This is a genomic window from Flavihumibacter solisilvae, assembly GCF_000814475.1.
Classification (GTDB): Bacteria; Bacteroidota; Bacteroidia; order Chitinophagales; family Chitinophagaceae; genus Flavihumibacter; species Flavihumibacter solisilvae.
Genome location: NZ_JSVC01000011.1, coordinates 159,181 through 178,507, shown reverse-complemented (window position 1 = coordinate 178,507; position 19,327 = coordinate 159,181). Strand labels below are relative to the sequence as shown.

Below are 19,327 nucleotides of genomic sequence, written 5' to 3'. Positions count from 1 at the left end.
CCGTGAAGCGACTGATTCAGAACATACTGTTTTTCCTGGCCGTCTACTGGGTGCTGATCTACGATAATTCGAGAATGCTCGACAACGTGCCTACTCAACAGTTTGTCCGGATTTTTCGCATCCCCAGGGAAGTGCGGATGCTGGAGCTTCTTTCGCTTACCGGAATTACTTTCTACCTGATTGCCGGAAACTTTCGCCGGAAAATGATGCCGGTGATACTGGCGTTTTCAGGCTTTTTCTTAATTGGTGTCGGCGGAATATTATTGAATCATATTTCTGCTTCTGCATTCCAGGACCTGTTCATCCGGATCGTACCTTTTCTCCTCTTTATTTCTTCGGCAATTGTTGGAGTTAAGGAACAACACCTGGAGCAGGGTAGTAAGGTATTCCTTGCATTCATAGGGGCAAGTGTATTTATCGCATTTGCTTTGCAATTGCCGTATACATTTTACTTCGAAGATTTTATCAGTGGTTTTTTTGCGAATGCTCACAATTTTGCGACCTGGCTTTCTATTATCTCGATTGTTTTCTTTTACGATTATGTCACAACCAGGAAGTTTACAAGCCTGTTAGTATCGGTAGTTTCGATCGCCTTTTCAGTTTTGCCCAGTAATGAAAAAGTATTCTTTTTTACCCTGATCATACTAGCCAGCATGTTCATGAAGCATGTGGTAGGTAACTGGACAAAATTGAAACGTAATGCCTTTTATACCTGCCTGGTGTTAATATTCCTGGCAGGCATTTTCAAAGTGCGTCAGTTTCTGGAAGGAGATTCGGGAGGAAGGCTGCTGATTGCCATCAATCATGGATTACCAAACCTGGGACCGGTGGCGGCCTGGCCAATTGCGTTCCAGGAAATCACTGCCTCACCGCTGCGGCTTGCAGGAGGCGTTGGAGCAGGACAGTACGGGTGGATCGCTGCAGGACGGGACGTGGCAGAAGGGAAAGGGAGTATCCATTCCAACCAGTTCGATATTGAATTCTCTACGGAAAACCTGAACAACTCAGGGTTTCTCTTCCGCACAAACACCTGGTCGTCGCTCCTGGCTGAATATGGCTGGCTGGGTTTTATTATGTTTAGCGTTCTCTTATGGTTGATTGTGAATGGCGTACGGCAGGCTGTTCCGCAGAGCCGCCTGGAAGCCAACCTTCGCATCGCCTTTTTTGCAATTGTCGGATTGGTGATCTTCCAGGGATTCTTTACCCCATACTCAAATTGGAGTGAATCCGTGCTGATGTTCCCGGCGATGTTTATTGCCTCATATTTTTTTAACCCAATCAGAAAAAGTGCAAGACAGGAAATATAACATGCGGGTAGTGCATATCGGCAATGTGGCAAAGGGAAAGGATGGTGAGATCTATTGCCTGAAAAACTATGCAGCCTTCTATGAGGAGCTGGCAGGTTATATTTCAAATCCTGAAGTTTATGCCGGCTTTATTGAAGAAGGTGATATGGGCTTTGATTTCCTGAACGAGCAACCCATTAGCAGGCAGATCAACTTCACGCTTGCGCCAGGCAATACACCCGATACCGCAACCGGATCCTTTTTCCTTAATAACTTCAGGCTGATCTGGCGATTGTTGCGCTTCTCTGGAGCGAAACAACATTATTTCGTATTCCTTCCTTCACCACTTGGCATTTTTAGTGCCTGGGTAGTAATGAAACTTAAAAGGAAGAAATCGCTGGGTATATATATCGGGGGCTACTATGGCCGGGAACAGCAATATGAAACCAGGAAGCAAGGAATTAAGAGGGTGATCAAACGATTCATGTCAGATCGGATTGACAGGTACATCACATCCCTTGTAGAAAAAAGCGATTACACCATAACTTCTTCTTACGAGTATTTCGAACAGTTCAAAATGTATGGCAGAATTTTTCTCACGCCACCTCTGATGAATGTGGGTGTTACGGATCTTGTGCCGGTAGAAGGATCACAACAAAGGAGTAAGTTCATTACGTATTGTGGCGAATTGCGACATGCAAAAGGAATCATTGACCTGGTGAATGCTTTTGTTGTGCTTTCGAAAGAAGAAAAATTCAGTGAATATAAACTCAAGATCATCGGCAGTGGCCAGGCACTTGAAGAGCTTAGGAATATTGTGGATTCAAACGGGCTGGGAGACCGGGTTGTATTTTGTGGCCAGGTGAAAAATGCCCTCCGGTTGAAACAGGAAATTGCCGACAGTGCATTTTTTGTGCTTCCATCCTATAGCGAAGGATTTCCCAGGGTCGCATATGAATGTTTCACACTCGGGGTGCCGACAATTCTTACCCCCGTTGGTGGCATTCCCTTCCTGGTGAAAGACAGGGAACATTGCCTCTTTTGTAAGCCTGGCGACACAACCAGTATTGTTGAAGCAATGCGGGATATGGTAACGGACCAGCAATTGAGGCAAAAGCTCGCTGAGAATGCGCGTCGCCTGATGTCGCAAAATATTTTTCCGCGGATACAGCGCGATGTTTCACTGGCAAACATGATCGTTAATAAAGTGGAACAACTAAATACCGCTTAATGACAATACTCTTCTTAAGCATAGAGTTCAATTATTGCTGCGGTATTTCCAGGAGCATTTTTTCCCTGGCCCGCGGACTGAAAGAACAGGGTCACAGGATCATCCTGGGCTGTCCCGGTGGAACTATGACCGGTGAATTCAAAGAGGCTGGAATGGATTACGTGATGATGCCTTTTTACCCTGATCGGAAAAAGCCCGCAGACCTTGTTGCTGCTTCAAGGCTTATTTACACTACAATTAAAAAGTATAAGGTTGATGTGATCCATAGTCATCACCGCCTGCCTGAATTGTTGTCTGTGGCTATAGGACGTTTGTTGCGGATCCCTACTGTAACCACATGCCATGCGATTATCTATGGAAAAGCATCATTGAGTTTCAAATCAGACTATGTCATCGGTGTCAGCAATGCAGTAAAAAATAACCTGGTCGATTATTTCAGCATCAACTCCGGCAAGATCAAAGTCGTTCCAAATATTCCACGTGAGTTTCCTTCGGTTTCAGCCGAAACGATAACAGCGTTTAAAAAGGAACATGGTATCTCCGCCGGCCAGTTTGTGGTGACCGGGATAGGCCGGTTGCACCATGAAAAGGGGTTTGATCTGCTGCTCAAAGCAGTGACTATGATGCATGACATGAACATTCGCACTATCCTGGTGGGTAAGGGCGGAGAAAAACAAAAACTCAGGGATCTTGCCCTGGAAAATGATGACCGTATCATCTTTATCGACGAAACACAACACCTTGAAACGATCTATGCTGCTTCTGATGTAATTGTGGTTCCATCCCGCATGGAGTCGGCCGGACTTGTACCGATCGAAGCAGCTTTTTTTAACCGGGCAGTGATCGCGGCGAAAGTGGGTGGACTTATTGAACATATTGAGGATGGAATCAACGGAATTCATGTAGAGCCCGAAGATCCCGCAGAAATCCTGGCAGCTATACAAAGATTGTATGATGACCCATCGTTAAAATCTCAAATCGGAGGCCGTCTTAATCAATCAGTACGACAACAATATAACGGCGGTTATATTGTTGAACAGGTTCTTGAAATCTATAAAAAAACAATTGAGAAATATGAAGCTTGAGAATAAGGTCAGTTTTCTTGGAGTGGATATTACGATTACCAATGTCCGGGAACTGCTGGCCTACGTATCATCCGTCCTTAAAAAAACCGGTTCACAAAGTCCCTGCCTGGTAAACTATGTAAATGTTCATGCGTACCACCTGAGCTTTAAAGACCAGGCCTTCCGGAATATTTTGAACAGGTCTGATATAGTTTTTTGTGATGGTTTTGGGGTGAAACTTGGTGCAAAAATGCTTGGCCTTCGCCTCGGCGAAAGAATGACCCCACCGGACTGGATAGACGAACTTTTCGCAATGTGCGAAAATGAGAAAGTGAGCATATACTTTCTTGGCGATGAGGATTATGTGGTAAAGCGTTTTACTGAAATGGTGGGTGAAAAATTTCCCAATCTCAGGATTGCCGGCTATAACAATGGTTTCTTTAGTAAATCGAGTGACGAAAACAATCGGGTGATCAATGACATTAATGCATCCGGAGCTGAAATATTAATTACCGGGATGGGAATGCCATTGCAGGAAAAATGGGCGTTTGAGCATCGTGAACAGCTGCGCCCCAAAGTTGTCATCGGAGCAGGCGCTTTGTTTCGCTGGTATGCAAAGATTGAAAAAAGAGGTCCCCGCATCGTAACTGATAATGGGTTTGAATGGTTGTGGCGTCTTTTTGTTCAGCCGAAGAAAGTCTGGAAACGTTACATAATTGAATTGCCCTATTTTTTTATGGTGGTGTTGAAATATAAATTCACCGGAAAATAAATCTAGCTGGTCATGAGTCTTTGGTTTCGCGTATTAGTAATTGCAATGCTGGCCACGGTGCCGGTTTTTACCATGGCACAGACGCTGCCGGTAACATCTTCAGTACTTGAAAACTATTACCGTATTAAGCAACTCCAGGGGCAACGCGACAGCAATTCATCATTGATGATCCGCCCCTTGCACGCTAATGAAGAAACTCAATGGGATACCTTTAATGAACCATTTTCGCATAAGGGTACATCTGTAAAGAGCAATCGTTTCTCATTCAGGCCGCTTCCCATCAATCTCGACCAGCAATACAATACTCACCACCCCTACGGCTGGAACGATGGGTCGATGATCCCGGCAAAAGGTTACCAGTCACGGTTGTCTGCTGGTGTCTATGCTTCAGTCGGTTGGCTTTCTGTGCAATTGCAGCCTGAATTCGTGTTCGCAGAAAACAAGCCTTTCGAAACATTTCCGGTTACCCATACCGACAGTATGTGGAAACACTACTATTCAGTATTGAACGATATCGATAACCCCGAACGTTATGGCAGTGGAGTGTATACAAAACTGTTCCCGGGCCAATCGAGCGTCAGGCTCCATTATAAAAAACTTTCACTGGGATACTCAACCGAAAACCTGTGGTGGGGGCCCGGGGTGCGCAACAGCCTGGTGATGTCGAACAATGCCCCGGGCTTCGGTCATATCACCTTCAATTCGACAGCGCCGGTTAAAACGCCGGTAGGACATATAGAATGGCAGGTGATTGGCGGGATCCTGAAAAATTCCGGGATTCTACCTCCCGATACTGGCCGCACTTTCGAAGGCCAGCCTCTCTACATCCCGAAACCGGAAAGCGACCGCTACATAAATGCATTTGTGATCACCTGGCAGCCTAAATGGTTGAACGGCCTCTTCCTCGGATTTTCCCGTTCCTTCTACCAATACAACGAAGACCTGCCCCGCAGCATGTACGGCTACCTGCCCGTCTTTACCTCCTTTTTTAAAGGAAGCACTAAAGATGATGTGGGACTGGGGCGCGACCAGCTGCTGTCCTTTTTCTTCCGCTGGGTGCTGAAAAAAGAACAGGCCGAGATCTATGCTGAATATGGCCGCAATGACCATTCGCAGAATGCAACAGATCTTGCACTGGAGCCGGAACACAGCCGGGCTTATCTTATTGGTTTCCGCAAACTGTTTAAAAACGGTAAGGATCGAGACGTGGAACTGATGTTTGAAATGGCCAACCTGCAATCGCCCGGCACTTCCCAGCTCCGGGCCGTTCAACCCTGGTATGCACATTACCAGACCCGTCATGGATACACCAACCGTGGCCAGGTAATGGGCGCCGGTATCGGTCCCGGCAGCAATAGCCAGACTCTTGGCATTGCCTGGAACAGGGGCATCCGCAAACTGGGTTTCACCTTTGAGCGCATTGCGCGCAACAATGACTTCTATTACCGGGCATTCACTTCCATGCAGAACTACGACAGTCATTGGGTCGATCTCTCACTCACCGCAACCAAAACATTTACCTACAGGCAATTCCTCTTCGGTGCCAACCTGTCTTTTGTGCGCTCACTTAACTACCAGTGGCGTTACGAACAGAACCCGGCATCATTGCTCGACGGTCGCAAGAACGTAAATAATGTTTTTGCCGGGTTGTCGACCGCATACCTTTTCTAACTGGACCTTCGCCGATACTGAAGACGATTCCCGTCATTATGTAAGTTTTGCCTTTTATTTGTACAAGCTGCCGCATTTCTCCGCGCTTTCAAAATATAAATAACTGGTCATGAAGCTATTTAAAACCACTAAAGGAATTATTCTGCAAGATCAGGAACAGTTTTACCTGGTCAACCAGGATTGGGATAAATTGATCAATCGCAACAATCTCCACGATCATCTTGTTGCCCTTTTAGAAAATGCAGGTGCTATATCGGAAAAAGACGCGTTAAAATATTGCACAGAAAATATTCTCCCACCCGTCGGGCGCCAGGAGGTGTGGGCGGCAGGAGTTACCTATTTGCGCAGCCGCGACGCAAGGAAAGAAGAATCGGCTGAATCGGGTGGGGCAGATCTTTACGATAAGGTTTACCAGGCTGACAGGCCGGAACTCTTTTTTAAATCGATGCCACACCGGGTTCAGGGTCATGAACAGGAGTTGAACATCCGGCGTGATTCTGCTTGGAATGTACCTGAGCCGGAATGTACGCTGTTTATCAACTCTGCGGGGAGCGTCCAGGCATACAGCATCGGGAATGACATGAGCTCACGCAGTATTGAGGGTGAAAATGCCTTGTACCTGCCGCAGGCGAAAGTGTACGAAAAGTCTGCCGCTATCGGGCCATGCCTGTATGTTCCGGCTGAGCCATTGCCCTTAACAACAACAATAGCTATGCGCATCCTGAGAAACGGGACCTGCCTGTACGACGATAGCACTACACTAAACCGCATGAAACGCAGCTTTGATGAACTTGCAGGCTATCTGTTCCGGGAATGCGTTTTTCCTGATGGTTGCTTCCTGATGACAGGAACCTGCCTGGTTCCACCCAATGACTTTACACTGATGGAAAAGGATCGGGTGGAAATTTCAATCGGCGGTATCGGCATGTTGGCGAACACCATATCAACCCGGAAAGACAACTCTACTCAGCAACCGCCTTTGCGAGGGGCACGTTTATAGATTATTTTACTATCTCGTTCTACATAGTCGCCCGATACTATTGGATAGGCATACTTGGGCGCGTGCGATACACTACGGCTTCTTATAATTATCTTGTCGTTAACTTTCAGGCTATGCAATTGCTGAAATTCATTAGACTCTTCCAGCCCAAAACTAAGAATGTAATCTTCACCATTAATCCTGACCATCACGCCGAAACCTAATCGTGAGCCTGGCGGAAGAGAAAGAGAGGTTACAATTGCCTCCATATTGGTAGAATCTCTTGTATGCTTAACTATTTTAGCAGACGCGGAAAGCACTTTTTGACCTTCGGGAGACGCTTTCCATTTTGTGTACGCTATACCACCTGGAGTAGCCTCCCATTTTTCCCTTTCGGTTTTCATTTCAGCAGCAGCGGGTGGCTTTGGGGTTGATTTTTCAGGAGTTTCATTTTTGATTTCGCGATTGGCAAATACTAGTCCGCTTACCACAACCAGCGATAAGATCAGCGCATAAATAACTTTTTTCATATTTTTTGTAGGTTTAACAGGTGCAACAAAAATACTTTGATTCATTTCAGCCTGGGGGACCTGGATCGTAAATAATAGTGTAAACTTTGTAAATATATCTTGACATTATGCTTGTTAAAAGAAATTTCCTGCGCCTGAAACGTAAGCATATGGGCGGATTATTTATACTATTGCTTATCTCGATAATTTGCGTGGCTTTTAGTATTACCGGCAATGATGACTTTGACTTTGCCAGGAGGGAAATTTTGCTCCGCCGGATCGGGCATGAAATACTCCTTCAGTCGGGCGACAGTGTATCACGGGTACTACCGGTAAAAAAGATCGCCAAAAATGAATACCAGATCAGTTTTGAGAATGAGTTTACTTTTCAGCCCGAATCCCTGGTGAATACTACTCAGCGTTTGTTAGCCAAAGACCCGCTCGCAAGTGATTATGTTGTTAACGTACTGAACTGTGCCAATGCCAGTGTAGTTTATGGATATGCTATCTCAAAAAATAAGAAAGATGATATTGTAACCTGTAAAGGAAGAAGGCAACCCATAGCGTGTTACATGATTAATATTAAATTCAAACCGACAGGAATAATTACAGCAAAGAATGGATATCTCCTGGGCAGCCTGGCAGTTTTAGCATTTGTGGGATTTATTTTTTTAAGACCTGTCAAGTCGCGGAAGGACTTACCTGGCAGTCAGCATACTGGAATATTCACTTTAGGGTCGATGTCGTTCGACGCGGAGACCCGTAAGCTCATGATAAATGGAACGACCATAGACCTGACCAGGACTGAAACCCGTGTACTACGTATTTTTGCGTTGTCTCCTAACGAGGCTATAGAGCGAAGCCGGCTACAAAAAGAGATCTGGGAAGATGAAGGTGTTATAGTAGGCCGCAGTCTCGATATGTTCATATCAAAACTTAGAAAAAAACTGGAATTTGATCCGAATATCAAACTTGTTGTTATACGCGGCAAGGGATATAAGCTTGAAATCAGCGCTTAAGAAGATCTTTCGACTCCAATATTGCATGCAGGACCAATGTCAGCCACAACTCCCATACTTTCCCTCAGCCGCGATTCACCCGGGATGCCTTTTGAGATCCATACTATGCAATGGATTGACCAGAACCGCTGGGAGCAGAATTCTGCGCCTCACCGGCACGATTACTTTGTGATCATCTGGTTGAAGTCTGGCTCCGGTGTTCACCTGATCGACCTCGACAAATACGACCTGCAGCCCGGTACTGTTTATTGTATCAGTCCCGGCCAGGTGCACCAGCTCAAAAGCAGTGGCCCGGTTGATGGGTATGTGATTTCTTTCCGGCCGGAGTTTATGGCTTTGATGGATGAGAATTTTGAACTCTTCTTCAATGCCGGGCTGTTCAGTACTTACTGCCAGTCGCCCGTTATTAAAATTGACCCGGAGTCCGCAACAGAAATGGACGACATCGCCGCAAAAATGATAAAGGAGTATTCCAACTATTTCCTCCTGCGATCGCAGATCCTCCGGGGTTACATGAAGATCTTCCTCATTTTCCTTACCCGCCAGTTCGAACTGGCAAACGAAGAGGAATCCCAGTCAAAGAATATAACCCTGGTTAAACGATTCCTTTCATCAGTGGAAAAGCATTATATCAGCAAACGCATGGTAACGGATTATGCCGGCGACCTGGCTGTAACGCCCAATTACCTGAACGAAGTGGTTAAGAAGATCACCGGGTATACTGCCAGTCACCATATCCAGCAACGCATCATCCTCGAAGCAAAACGCCAGGTGGCCTATTCCAACCTCTCCATGAAAGAAGTGGCTTATCAATTGGGTTTTGATGATATTGCCCATTTCAGCAAGTTTTTCAAAAATGCCTCGGGGCAGAGCTTTACCGACTTCAGGAAAAGCCTGTGATCGATGATTTGTACAACACGATCCTGTGTTTGTCAATTGTGCAGGGCATAACGTCGTAATAGCTTTGTGTCATCAAAATCATAAAACAACAAGCTAAATTTTCAGTTATGAAAAAGATGATCAGAACAATTGGCGTTATTCTTTCAGTTATGGCTACTGCTCTTACAGCTACAGCCCAAAAACCTTCGCCGGAACTGCTAAACCCAACCAACCATGCCCTGGTGCTTATTGACCATGAAAGCCAGATGGTATTTGCCGTTAAGAATATCTCTACCGACGAACTCAGGAACAATACGGCTATCGTTGCCGGTGCCTCCAAAATTTTCAATGTGGCTACTGTGGTAACTACAGTTGCTGAAAAGAGTTTCAGTGGTCCCGTACTCAAGGAAGTTTCTGAATTCTATCCTGCCGGCAGTTATATCGATCGTACAACCATGAACACCTGGGAAGATGTAAATGCGCACAAAGCCATTACCTCTAAGAATAAAAAGAAGATCGTACTTGCAGGTCTCTGGACAAGTGTATGTATCGTAGGACCTGCATTATCAGCTAAAGCAGACGGTTATGATGTATATGTGATAACTGATGCCAGCGGCGATGTAAGCAAGGAAGCGCATGACATGGCAATCAACCGGATGACACAGGCAGGAGTTAAAACCATGACTTCCATCCAATACCTGCTTGAACTGCAAAGGGACTGGGCAAGAAGCGAAACATATAAACCCGTTACCGACCTGGTGAAGAAATATGGTGGCGCATACGGCGTAGGAATCCAGTATGCACACGAAATGCTGAATCACTAAAAGATCCTGAAATAATGTCTATAGGGGCAGGTATGCATCTGCCCCTTTTAAATTCTTCGTCATGAAACATTTCATATACTTATTTCTCATTGTTCTTTCCTTTTGGCGCCTGGATGTTTTCGCCCAGAAGGCAGATCTCATCATTACAAACGGGAAGATAACAACCCTGGCTGATGACAATGAGGAGGTGCAGGCAGTGGCGATTGCGGGTAACAGGATTGTACGCACCGGGTCCAATGCACAGGTTCTTCAGTTGAAAGGCAGGCAGACAAAGATCATTGATGCCGGGGGCAGGCGGGTTATTCCTGGCTTGTTCGACAGTCACCTGCACGTGATCCGCGGCGGAAGATTTTATAATACAGAACTTCGCTGGGACGGCGTCACCACGCTGAAGCGGGCACTGGAAATGCTGAAAGAGCAGGCCCGGAATACCCCGGAAGGACAGTGGATCAGGGTTGTGGGTGGCTGGAACGAGTTCCAGTTTGAAGAAAAGCGACTGCCCACTATCGAAGAGATCAATGAAGCAACTGGTAAGGTTCCCACTTTTATCCTCTATCTCTACGGGAAGGCCTGGCTGAATAAGGCAGGGCTGGAGAAACTCAAGATCAATGGAGAAACCCCAAATCCCGCGGGTGGACTCATCCAGAAAGACAGCGAGGGCAACCCGACCGGGCTGCTGGTCGCAGAGCCCAACGCGTTCATACTATACTCTACCCTGGCAAAACTTCCTGAACTCAGCAATAATGAAAAGATCAATTCGACCATCCAGTACATGACAGAACTCAATCGCCTGGGTGTAACTGCGGTTATGGATGCCGGTGGTGGCTTCCAGAATTTCCCGGATGACTATGCCATTACTGATTCTTTGAATAAGGCCGGGAAGATCACCGTGAGGTTGCCTTATTTTTTGTTTGCACAAAAGAAGGGATCCGAATTGAATGACTATACGCGGTGGACCGGCATGGTGGAAATTGACAGGCACACCAGCAATGGCAAAAATGAAATTGATTACCATGTTTCCGGTGGTGGCGAGAACCTGGTGGCAGATGCTGCAGACTTTGAGAATTTCCTGTTCCCGAGACCGGAGCTCCCGGTTTCAATGGAAAACAACCTGAAAGCAGTTGTTAGCCTTCTGGTTAAAAAACGCTGGCCTTTCCGCATCCACGCAACGTATAACGAAAGTATCTCCAGGGATCTCGATGTACTGGAAGCGATTAACAAGGAAACACCATTTAACGGGTTGGTTTGGTTCTTTGATCATGCCGAAACCGTGAGCGAAACCAACCTGCAGCGCATTAAGGCGCTGGGCGGCGGAATCGCCATCCAGCACCGGATGGCATACCAGGGTGAACTCTTTATCCAGAGGTATGGAAAGCAGGCTGCATTGGCAACACCTCCGGTAAAGAAGATGCTGGAGTTGGGACTGCCTGTGGGGCTGGGTACTGATGGAACGCGCGTGGCAAGCTACAATCCATGGATAGCTTTGTATTGGATCACAACGGGTAAAACAGTAGGCGGAACCCAGGTGATGGCCAGGGAAAATACACTGGACCGGAAACTGGCCCTGCAGTTGCTGACCTCAGGTGGTTATGACCTTATTAAGGAAAAATCAAAGGGTAAGATCATAAACGGGTACTATGCCGACCTGGTGATCCTTGACAAGGATTACTTAACGGTTCAGGAAGAAGTGATCAAATCAATTGTATCCAAACTGACGATCGTAGATGGAAAAGTCGTTTATGGTGACGAAACGTATAAAGCCTATGCACCAGCGGCCTTACCTGTTGTACCGGAATGGAGCCCCGTGAAACAGTTTGGCGAATACCAGCATTAATTTAAAAGATGATACGACATCGGATCTTTATTCTGTCGCTTGTAGTAAGTATAATCTCTGCAAATGCCCGGGCACAGCACCTGCCGGCATTCAAACCTTTGCGGTATGATGAGGACTATTCCTGGCTGAAAAAGGATTCGATGACTGATTTTTACAAGAGGATGAAATACCTGCCACTGTCGGCTAACGGAAATACATACCTGGGCTATGGCGGAGATGTGAGGTTCCAGTATTTCTATTCCAAAAACGAAGCCTGGGGAGATGCGCCCAAGGATGATGACGGGTACATTCTCACCAGGTGGCTGGGTCACGCGGATCTGCATGTAGGGAAACATTTCAGGACCTTTGTGCAATTGCAAAGCAGCCTGGCCAACAGCAGGATCGATCCCAGCCCGGTGGATGAAAACCCGCTTGAATTGCACCAGGCATTTGTTGATGTCAGTCCTGTTGTTTCTGGGAAAACAAATCTCACTTTCCGGCTGGGACGCCAGGAACTGATGTATGGTTCACAACGGTTGGTCTCAGTCAGGGAAGGACCAAATAACCGCCAGTCATTCGATGCGGTGCGTACTATTCTCACATCGGGCGATTACCGGGTAGACGCTTTTTATAGTCACTTCGTGAAGGCGGAGCCCGGCATATTCGATGATGGCTTTAACAAGAATGTCAAATTCTGGGGAGCTTACCTGGTACGCAACAAAATGGCCCTCGTTCATAATATTGATCTTTACTATTTAGGTCTGTGGAAAAGAAACGCAACATTTAACGATGGCAGCGGCACTGAGACCAGGCATTCCGTTGGTACAAGGCTGTGGAAAAGCAATGGCGATTGGAAGTATGATATGGAGGGATTATTCCAGTTTGGAAAATTTGCAGGGAAAACCATTTCCGCGTGGACTGCTTCCATCAATACTTCCTATGAATTCAGTGAAGCCAGGTTCAAGCCTGAGATCGGGTTTAAGGCCGAACTGATCAGTGGCGACAAACATAAAGACGATAATAAACTACAGACCTTTAACCCCTTGTTTCCCCGGGGTGCTTATTTCGGCCTGGCCGCCCTGATCGGCCCTGCGAACATGCTTGATATGCATCCGTCCGTATCGTTGAAACTTACTGACAAAGTTAACCTTGGCATTGACTATGACATGTTCTGGCGTTATAGCAAGAATGATGGATTGTATGCCGTGAACGTAGCGCTGATCTATCCTGACGGAAACTCCGGCAAAGCTAAAATTGGTAACCAGCTGGCTACCAACCTGGGCTACCAGGCAAATGATTTTTTATACCTGCAGGGCGAGTTCACCTGGTTTAATGCAGGCAGCTACCTGAAGGAGGTCGGCTCTGGTAAGGACATCCTGTTTACCGGTGCAACGGTGCAGTTTAAATTTTAATTTTTTATGGAAGTACCAGCTAATCATCTCGGGCGGATTAGTTTCCTGCTGGCATGTGTAGGTGGGTTTTGTGACACGGTAACCTTTGTGGCAGGCGATTCTATTTTTTCCGCACATGTAACCGGGAACTTTATTGTATTTGCTGCACAGGTGATTTCCGGCAGCACTGAGGATTCCTGGATCAAACTGCTCACTTTTCCAGTTTTCGTAACAGCTGTGATGTTTGGCGGCTGGCTGGCTGAAAGAAGCCTGGCGAAGTACAGGATCCTGCTGGTTGAAAGCATCTTACTGCTTGTTGGTGGCGCAGTCGCATTGATATTACCATTCCTGGGAATAATGCCGGGTGTGTATTTTGTCGTGATGGTCACCGTATTTGCACTTGGACTACAAAATACTTTCGGCAGGTTATTCGCGAAAGAAACCTTCGGGCCAACAACCATTATGACAGGAAATGTAACGCAGGCTTCTTTAGATCTTGGGAATATTCTGCGAAAGGGGATGAATGCTGATGCCGCTTCCCGGGAGAGTTTCAAAAAGCTATCGGTAACTATTGGCGGCTTTCTTGCCGGGTGTTTATTGGGTGCGCTATTGGGTAAAACTTTGGGACTGGCCGCAATAGGTATACCCGGGTTGGTCCTGTTGTCATACATTTGTCGAAATGCCGGGCAGTAAGCAAACAAAGACAATATGGGCTATCGACCCTGTTCACACGAAGTTCAGGTTTGATGCCAAATATCTTTTGATAACCAGTGTCTCCGGCTGGTTCAGGGAAGTAGAGGGAACCGTGCACTCGGTAAACGACGACTTCACGGGAAGCGAGATCTGGCTCACGTTTTATACGAATTCAATTTTTACCGGCGTCGACGAAAGGGATAAACATCTTCGCTCTGAAGATTTTTTCGACGCGCGAAATTATCCTACCATAAAGTTTCATTCCCGCGATGTGACGAGGGATGGCAATGGCCTGCGGATCAGCGGGGAACTTTCTATTAAAGAAAAGACTCAGGGACTGGTATTTTCAGCAAATTACCTTGGTAACGTGACCGATCCTGCGGGCAATATCAAGGCCTGTTTTGAAATGGATGCAACACTTGATCGTAAAGCTTTCGACATTACATGGAACCAGGTATTCGACAAAGCCGGTGTGCTCATTTCTGATGAAGTGAAATTACATGCCGATATTCAGCTATTAAGAATTCCCGGATGACTTCCTTCCCTGTAATAGGGTACGGACTGGTCTTTACCACCTCAAAGTTTCTACGAAAAATGATCCGTTTTCCATCAACGCATCAAAGAATACCTGTTTGGTGTCCAACCGGTTCCAATCTCTTTGCAGTTCACAGGCATATTGTGTAACTGAAATTAATTGTACACCCGCCTGTTCCATTCTGCGTAAAGCTGTTTCATGGGCGATTGTTGAAGTTCCTCCAACGGCATCCACTATAGCATATACTTCGTAGCCCTCTTTAATCAGGTCTAATGCGGGGAAACTTAAGCAGACCTCGGTCCATAAAGCACAGACAACTAATTTCTTTTTTCCTAGGGCCTTTACTGCATCCTGGAACTCCTTGTCTTCCCATGAGTTCACCGTGGTTCTGTCTATTTCTTTAACGTCTGGCAATACAGCTTTGATGTGCTTGATAGTAGGTTTGTTAATTCCGCTTTCCACATTCACCGTGGTAAGAACGATGGGAACATTAAAACCTTTTGCCACTTTGGAAACAGTTACGATGTTCTTTACCAGCTCTACATGGTCCATAGACCGTACTGAATTTACCTGCAGCGGTTGGTAGTCGATAAGGATGAGCGCTGAATTTGCCGGCGAAAGCAGATGATCTGTTTTGGGATCCCTGATGGGGGTAATACTGCTCATGGTAAATAAATTTTAAGGTGGGAAAATCAATAAGTAAGTTAAAATTTATTTGGCCCCCATTAACGGGAAATTAAGGTAGATTTGAAGTATTCGTTTATATACCTAAGTGGGATCCGTGAACACCCGGAATCCGACATGTAGCTGCTGCTTTTTTATCTGGATCACCTGCACTTTGATCCTGGAGTACAGCATTTGTACCGCACAATCACTTCCCGCTTTTAAGCCAATTCGTTACGAAGAAGATTATTCCTTCCTGAGAACTGATAGCGGGAGTACCTGGTACCAGAAGATTAAATATGTGCCATTGAGTAAAGCAGGCAATGTTTATTTGTCGATCGGTGGAGATCTGCGTACGCGTTTCACTGTGGCCAGGAATGAAAAATGGGGTGACGCGCCGATATCAAAAGACACATACTGGGTAAACCGGGCGCTGCTGCATACCGATCTTCGGATTGGAGCAAGGTTTCGGTTCTTTCTGCAACTGCAAAGTGGTTTTGTTTATGGCAGGAATGACCAGGTGACGGTGTTGCCGGTGGAACATAATGAATTGGAAGTCCACCAGCTTTTCACTGATGTTTCCCTGCTTAAAGATCCTGAGCGCTTGATTCTCAGGGTTGGTCGCCAGGAAATGGTGTGCGGGTCCTTACGCCTGGTTGCTGCAAGGGATTATCCCAACGTACGAAGGTCATTCGATGGTGCGAGGCTGTTGTTCCGGAAAAATGCGTGGCAGAGTTCTGTTTTTTATCACCGCGTCGTGGAAGATAAAAAATGGGCGTTTGATGATGGGGTGCTTACCCCGGGTATTGAGTTCTGGGGATGGCATAATAAAATTTCTGACCTTCCCTTCCTGCAGAATATAGAGTTGTATTACCTGGCTATGGACAAGAAACAAAGTCAGTGGAATGATGTAAAAGGACATGAGCAACGCACCACGGTCGGTACCCGGATTTTCGGGAAAGGAAAGAAGTGGACCTACGATTTTGAAGGTCTCTATCAATTCGGGCATATTGCCGACAACAGGATCCGTGGTGCCTGGTCGGTTTCCTCCAACCTCTATGTAATGCCGGGTGCACAGAAACATGCACTGAAACTGGGCCTTAAAACTGAACTGATCAGTGGCGACCGTAAGCCAGGTGACGGCTCGGTGCAAAGCCTGAACCCATTTTTTCCCAATGGTGGTTATTTTGGTCTGCCCGGGCTGATTGGTCCAACCAATCTCTTTGATCTTCATCCCTCGATAGCAATTAAACCTGGCAAAAAAATTACTGTTGGTGCGGATTACGACATCTTCTGGCGGCTGAGCAATGGTGATGGTATTTACGGTCCCGCCCCAAACCTGTTGTATCCCGCGGGCGGAAGTGACAAATCATTTATCGGGCATCAGCTTGGTGTTGATCTCAACTACGATCCCAACGCCTATCTTAATTTCCTGGTTAACCCGTATTGGTTCTGGCCCGGATCTTTTCTCGACGAAAAGAGCAGCGGAAAAACTATTTTTTTGATATACCTGGTGGCACAGGTCAGATTCTGATAACCGTTGCCTCATGGAAGTACAATCAACTCCTTTTTCTTCTTCCCCCACCTGTATTGGTGCGTCCAGTATGCCATTTTCATGCTGATGATGCCAATGCCTGCGCCCACCAACACATCACTTATGTAATGACGATTATTGGCAACGCGCATCAGTCCCACGCTGGAGGCCAGGGTGTACGCTGCATACGGCATCCAGGGAAGCCGGTCTTTGTATTCCTCTGATAAAAATGTAGCCGCTGCAAATGCATTCGCCGTATGTCCCGAAGGAAACGAATTGTAAGTGGTCTTATCCGGACGAAGCTGATGGGTTGCATTTTTCAGCAGGGAGGTGGTTCCTATTGACATTAACTCGCCTTTTATTAAGATGGCAGTCCGGTTCAGAATATCTGTCTTCGATTTTATGCCGGCAGCGTCCAGCGCATAGGCAATGACAATTGGGGAGTACTGCAGGTAATTGTCGATATGGGTCTGGAAATTGGGGAGATGCTCATTTCGCTCCTCGGCTACTTCATGTTTGATCGATTCGGAAGATCCGCCATTGGCTATAATTCCTGCCACAATAAGGGATGCAGGTGTATAAAGGGATCGGAAATTGATTTTCTGGATGGTGCGTAGCCTGACACTGTCAGTGTTTTGTCCCACTGCAGCAGACGAAACAAGTATACACAAAACGGGTAAAAGCGGTTTGAGTTTCGACCATGTATTCATTACGGCATAGCTATCGCCGGAATCTGTAGAAATTCTGGATTACGGCGCTTGGGTGCATCGTAGCTCACGATTTTTAGAAATATTTAATAAATCATCAGGGTTGTAAAATGATGGCTTTGCTCCTTTTCAACGCGGCGGCCAGGTTGCTCGTAATATTCGCTTTGCCAATGGCAAATTGCAGCCGGGAGTTTTTCAGTTCTTTCAACACCTGGCTGCTGTTGACCTCGGACAATATCAATTTTGTTCCCCGTTGTTTTGACTCTTTGTGAATCTCTTCAATTGTTTTGATGCCTGTCGCATCGATAATAGGAACCTGTCGCATCCGGATGATCAGGACTTTCGGTGCTTTTTCGACCAGCTTGATGGCATCCTTGAATTTGTGTGCTGCCCCAAAGAAGAGCGGGCCGGTAATTTCAAAGACCTCTACATCACGGGGGATGATAAAGTTTGCAATAGCTGCTTTGTCATTCCCATTGCGAAATATGGCTGCCTGGTTGGTCAATATATTCACATTGCTGTAGTGAATCATATCGCGCATAAACAGGAAGGTGGCCAGTACAATGCCCACTTCAATCGCAATAGTGAGGTCAATGAATACGGTCAGGATAAAAGTGACCAGGAGCACAGCGGCGTCGCTGCGTGCCCCGCGGAGCACAGAACGGAAACTCTGCCATTCACTCATGTGATATGCTACCACCACCAGGATTCCTGCCAGTGTAGACATGGGAATCAACGCAGCCCATTGGCCGAAAAACAGCACGATCGCTAACAGTGTGATGGAATGTATGATACCGGCAACCGGCGTCCTGCCACCATTCTTTATGTTTGTTGCAGTACGTGCAATGGCTCCCGTTGCCGGTATGCCGCCAAAAAGCGCAGAGAATACGTTGGCGGTTCCCTGCGCGCACAGTTCCATATTGGACTTATGGTTCCCGCCGATCATTCCATCAGCAACTAAGGCCGATAGTAATGATTCGATTCCTCCCAACAGGGCGATGGTGAATGCTGGTTGCATTAGTGCTTTAATTGTAGCAAGGTCGATCTGCGGAATTGCAAGAGTTGGAAATGCTGTAGCGATGGTACCAAACCTGCTGCCAATAGTTTCTACCGGGAGTCCAAATGACTGCGTCGAAATGGTGGTCAGCAGGATTGCTGCCAGTGTGCCGGGGATTTTATGCGTTATCCTGGGAAACAGCATTATGATTAGAACCGTGGCTCCTGCGTTCGCGAATGCGTAAGGATTGATGGTATTGAAATGATGGGCATAGGCCTTCCATTTGCCAATGAAATCCGCAGGGAGCTCGTTCATTTCCAGGCCCAGGAAATCTTTTATCTGCGATGAAAAGATGATCAGGGAAATGCCCGTTGTAAACCCGATGACCAGTGGGTGCGGAATATACTTGATCACAGATCCCAGCCTTGCTATGCCCATAATGATCAGCATGACGCCTGCCATCAGTGTGGCAATGATCAGCCCGTTCACGCCATGTGCCTGCACAATCCCATACACAATAACAATGAATGCACCGGTCGGTCCGCCGATCTGGACCTTACTGCCACCCATAGCCGAAATGATAAAGCCGGCGATGATGGCTGTATACAGGCCTTTTTCAGGGGAAACTCCGGATGCGATCGCAAATGCTATAGCCAGCGGCAGGGCAACAATTCCGACGATCAGTCCGGCAACCAGGTCTTTACGAAACTGGCCTATGGTATAACGTGACAGGGTGTCAAGCAACTTAGGTCTGAACATC

At 46.6% G+C, this 19,327-nt stretch carries 18 protein-coding genes; 14 read left to right on the top strand and 4 right to left on the bottom strand.

Features of this window, described 5'->3' with window-relative positions:
• The first annotated feature begins 2 nt into the window (after positions 1 to 2).
• The 6 genes from OI18_RS11095 (at position 3) to OI18_RS11070 (ending at position 7,024) form a co-directional block, all read left to right on the top strand.
• Positions 3 to 1,307: a hypothetical protein gene (locus OI18_RS11095; RefSeq protein WP_039139873.1), complete on the top strand. Its 1,305-nt coding sequence runs from the start codon at positions 3 to 5 to the stop codon at positions 1,305 to 1,307.
• On the top strand, positions 1,288 to 2,517 hold the full coding sequence (locus OI18_RS11090) for a glycosyltransferase (RefSeq protein ID WP_039139870.1): 1,230 nt from the start codon (positions 1,288 to 1,290) through the stop codon (positions 2,515 to 2,517). The genes OI18_RS11095 and OI18_RS11090 overlap by 20 nt, the downstream gene beginning before the upstream one ends.
• Positions 2,517 to 3,602 carry a glycosyltransferase family 4 protein gene (locus OI18_RS11085; protein ID WP_039139868.1) on the top strand — a complete coding sequence of 362 codons (1,086 nt, stop codon included), beginning with the start codon at positions 2,517 to 2,519 and terminating at the stop codon, positions 3,600 to 3,602. Before OI18_RS11090 ends, OI18_RS11085 begins: the two co-directional genes overlap by 1 nt.
• Positions 3,592 to 4,353 (top strand): WecB/TagA/CpsF family glycosyltransferase, encoded by a 762-nt coding sequence (locus tag OI18_RS11080; protein WP_052273101.1) that lies wholly within the window; start codon positions 3,592 to 3,594, stop codon positions 4,351 to 4,353. Before OI18_RS11085 ends, OI18_RS11080 begins: the two co-directional genes overlap by 11 nt.
• A gap of 12 nt (positions 4,354 to 4,365) precedes the next feature.
• On the top strand, positions 4,366 to 6,024 hold the full coding sequence (locus OI18_RS11075; RefSeq protein ID WP_082037929.1) for a capsule assembly Wzi family protein: 1,659 nt from the start codon (positions 4,366 to 4,368) through the stop codon (positions 6,022 to 6,024).
• Positions 6,025 to 6,133: 109 nt separating this feature from the next.
• Complete coding sequence (locus OI18_RS11070) at positions 6,134 to 7,024, top strand: fumarylacetoacetate hydrolase family protein (protein ID WP_052273099.1); 891 nt, start codon at positions 6,134 to 6,136, stop codon at positions 7,022 to 7,024.
• Here the strand turns inward: OI18_RS11070 and OI18_RS11065 are convergent.
• Positions 6,991 to 7,533 (bottom strand): hypothetical protein, encoded by a 543-nt coding sequence (locus OI18_RS11065; RefSeq protein ID WP_039139949.1) that lies wholly within the window; start codon positions 7,531 to 7,533, stop codon positions 6,991 to 6,993. The two genes, OI18_RS11070 and OI18_RS11065, sit on opposite strands and share 34 nt — an antisense overlap.
• A 107-nt stretch (positions 7,534 to 7,640) precedes the next feature.
• Here OI18_RS11065 and OI18_RS11060 point away from each other — a divergent pair, with 107 nt between their 5' ends.
• The 7 genes from OI18_RS11060 (at position 7,641) to OI18_RS11030 (ending at position 14,666) form a co-directional block, all read left to right on the top strand.
• Positions 7,641 to 8,531 (top strand): winged helix-turn-helix domain-containing protein, encoded by an 891-nt coding sequence (locus tag OI18_RS11060; RefSeq protein ID WP_039139867.1) that lies wholly within the window; start codon positions 7,641 to 7,643, stop codon positions 8,529 to 8,531.
• A 36-nt stretch (positions 8,532 to 8,567) separates the two neighbouring features.
• Positions 8,568 to 9,431, top strand: a complete 864-nt coding sequence (locus OI18_RS11055) for a helix-turn-helix domain-containing protein (RefSeq protein WP_039139864.1) — start codon at positions 8,568 to 8,570, stop codon at positions 9,429 to 9,431.
• A 107-nt stretch (positions 9,432 to 9,538) separates the two neighbouring features.
• On the top strand, positions 9,539 to 10,234 hold the full coding sequence (locus OI18_RS11050) for a hydrolase (protein ID WP_039139862.1): 696 nt from the start codon (positions 9,539 to 9,541) through the stop codon (positions 10,232 to 10,234).
• Positions 10,235 to 10,295: 61 nt separating this feature from the next.
• Positions 10,296 to 12,068: an amidohydrolase gene (locus tag OI18_RS11045; protein ID WP_039139861.1), complete on the top strand. Its 1,773-nt coding sequence runs from the start codon at positions 10,296 to 10,298 to the stop codon at positions 12,066 to 12,068.
• Between the two features lie 8 nt (positions 12,069 to 12,076).
• Positions 12,077 to 13,459, top strand: coding sequence for an alginate export family protein (locus tag OI18_RS11040; RefSeq protein WP_039139859.1), 1,383 nt, complete (start codon positions 12,077 to 12,079; stop codon positions 13,457 to 13,459).
• A 6-nt stretch (positions 13,460 to 13,465) separates the two neighbouring features.
• Complete coding sequence (locus tag OI18_RS11035) at positions 13,466 to 14,131, top strand: YoaK family protein (protein ID WP_039139857.1); 666 nt, start codon at positions 13,466 to 13,468, stop codon at positions 14,129 to 14,131.
• A complete protein-coding gene (locus OI18_RS11030; RefSeq protein WP_039139856.1) occupies positions 14,118 to 14,666 on the top strand; it encodes a YceI family protein in 549 nt (182 codons plus the stop codon). The genes OI18_RS11035 and OI18_RS11030 overlap by 14 nt, the downstream gene beginning before the upstream one ends.
• 33 nt (positions 14,667 to 14,699) lie before the next feature.
• Here the strand turns inward: OI18_RS11030 and OI18_RS11025 are convergent, their stop codons facing one another.
• Complete coding sequence (locus OI18_RS11025) at positions 14,700 to 15,332, bottom strand: hydrolase (protein ID WP_039139853.1); 633 nt, start codon at positions 15,330 to 15,332, stop codon at positions 14,700 to 14,702.
• A gap of 115 nt (positions 15,333 to 15,447) precedes the next feature.
• On the opposite strand from OI18_RS11025, the gene OI18_RS11020 reads away from it, so the two are divergent.
• Positions 15,448 to 16,863: an alginate export family protein gene (locus OI18_RS11020; protein WP_039139948.1), complete on the top strand. Its 1,416-nt coding sequence runs from the start codon at positions 15,448 to 15,450 to the stop codon at positions 16,861 to 16,863.
• An 11-nt stretch (positions 16,864 to 16,874) separates the two neighbouring features.
• Here OI18_RS11020 and OI18_RS11015 read toward each other — a convergent pair whose 3' ends face one another.
• Both OI18_RS11015 and OI18_RS11010 read right to left on the bottom strand, forming a co-directional pair.
• Positions 16,875 to 17,573: a phosphatase PAP2 family protein gene (locus tag OI18_RS11015; protein WP_039139852.1), complete on the bottom strand. Its 699-nt coding sequence runs from the start codon at positions 17,571 to 17,573 to the stop codon at positions 16,875 to 16,877.
• Between the two features lie 94 nt (positions 17,574 to 17,667).
• Positions 17,668 to 19,326 carry a SulP family inorganic anion transporter gene (locus OI18_RS11010; protein WP_039139850.1) on the bottom strand — a complete coding sequence of 553 codons (1,659 nt, stop codon included), beginning with the start codon at positions 19,324 to 19,326 and terminating at the stop codon, positions 17,668 to 17,670.
• Position 19,327 lies beyond the last annotated feature (1 nt).

Coding starts and splice junctions, on each gene's coding strand:
- OI18_RS11085 (WP_039139868.1), top strand. CDS start 2,517: ATGACAATACTCTTCTTAAGCATAGAGTTCAATTATTGCTGCGGTATT.
- OI18_RS11080 (WP_052273101.1), top strand. CDS start 3,592: ATGAAGCTTGAGAATAAGGTCAGTTTTCTTGGAGTGGATATTACGATT.
- OI18_RS11075 (WP_082037929.1), top strand. CDS start 4,366: ATGAGTCTTTGGTTTCGCGTATTAGTAATTGCAATGCTGGCCACGGTG.
- OI18_RS11070 (WP_052273099.1), top strand. CDS start 6,134: ATGAAGCTATTTAAAACCACTAAAGGAATTATTCTGCAAGATCAGGAA.
- OI18_RS11065 (WP_039139949.1), bottom strand. CDS start 7,533: ATGAAAAAAGTTATTTATGCGCTGATCTTATCGCTGGTTGTGGTAAGC.
- OI18_RS11060 (WP_039139867.1), top strand. CDS start 7,641: ATGCTTGTTAAAAGAAATTTCCTGCGCCTGAAACGTAAGCATATGGGC.
- OI18_RS11055 (WP_039139864.1), top strand. CDS start 8,568: ATGTCAGCCACAACTCCCATACTTTCCCTCAGCCGCGATTCACCCGGG.
- OI18_RS11050 (WP_039139862.1), top strand. CDS start 9,539: ATGAAAAAGATGATCAGAACAATTGGCGTTATTCTTTCAGTTATGGCT.
- OI18_RS11045 (WP_039139861.1), top strand. CDS start 10,296: ATGAAACATTTCATATACTTATTTCTCATTGTTCTTTCCTTTTGGCGC.
- OI18_RS11040 (WP_039139859.1), top strand. CDS start 12,077: ATGATACGACATCGGATCTTTATTCTGTCGCTTGTAGTAAGTATAATC.
- OI18_RS11035 (WP_039139857.1), top strand. CDS start 13,466: ATGGAAGTACCAGCTAATCATCTCGGGCGGATTAGTTTCCTGCTGGCA.
- OI18_RS11030 (WP_039139856.1), top strand. CDS start 14,118: ATGCCGGGCAGTAAGCAAACAAAGACAATATGGGCTATCGACCCTGTT.
- OI18_RS11025 (WP_039139853.1), bottom strand. CDS start 15,332: ATGAGCAGTATTACCCCCATCAGGGATCCCAAAACAGATCATCTGCTT.
- OI18_RS11015 (WP_039139852.1), bottom strand. CDS start 17,573: ATGAATACATGGTCGAAACTCAAACCGCTTTTACCCGTTTTGTGTATA.
- OI18_RS11010 (WP_039139850.1), bottom strand. CDS start 19,326: ATGTTCAGACCTAAGTTGCTTGACACCCTGTCACGTTATACCATAGGC.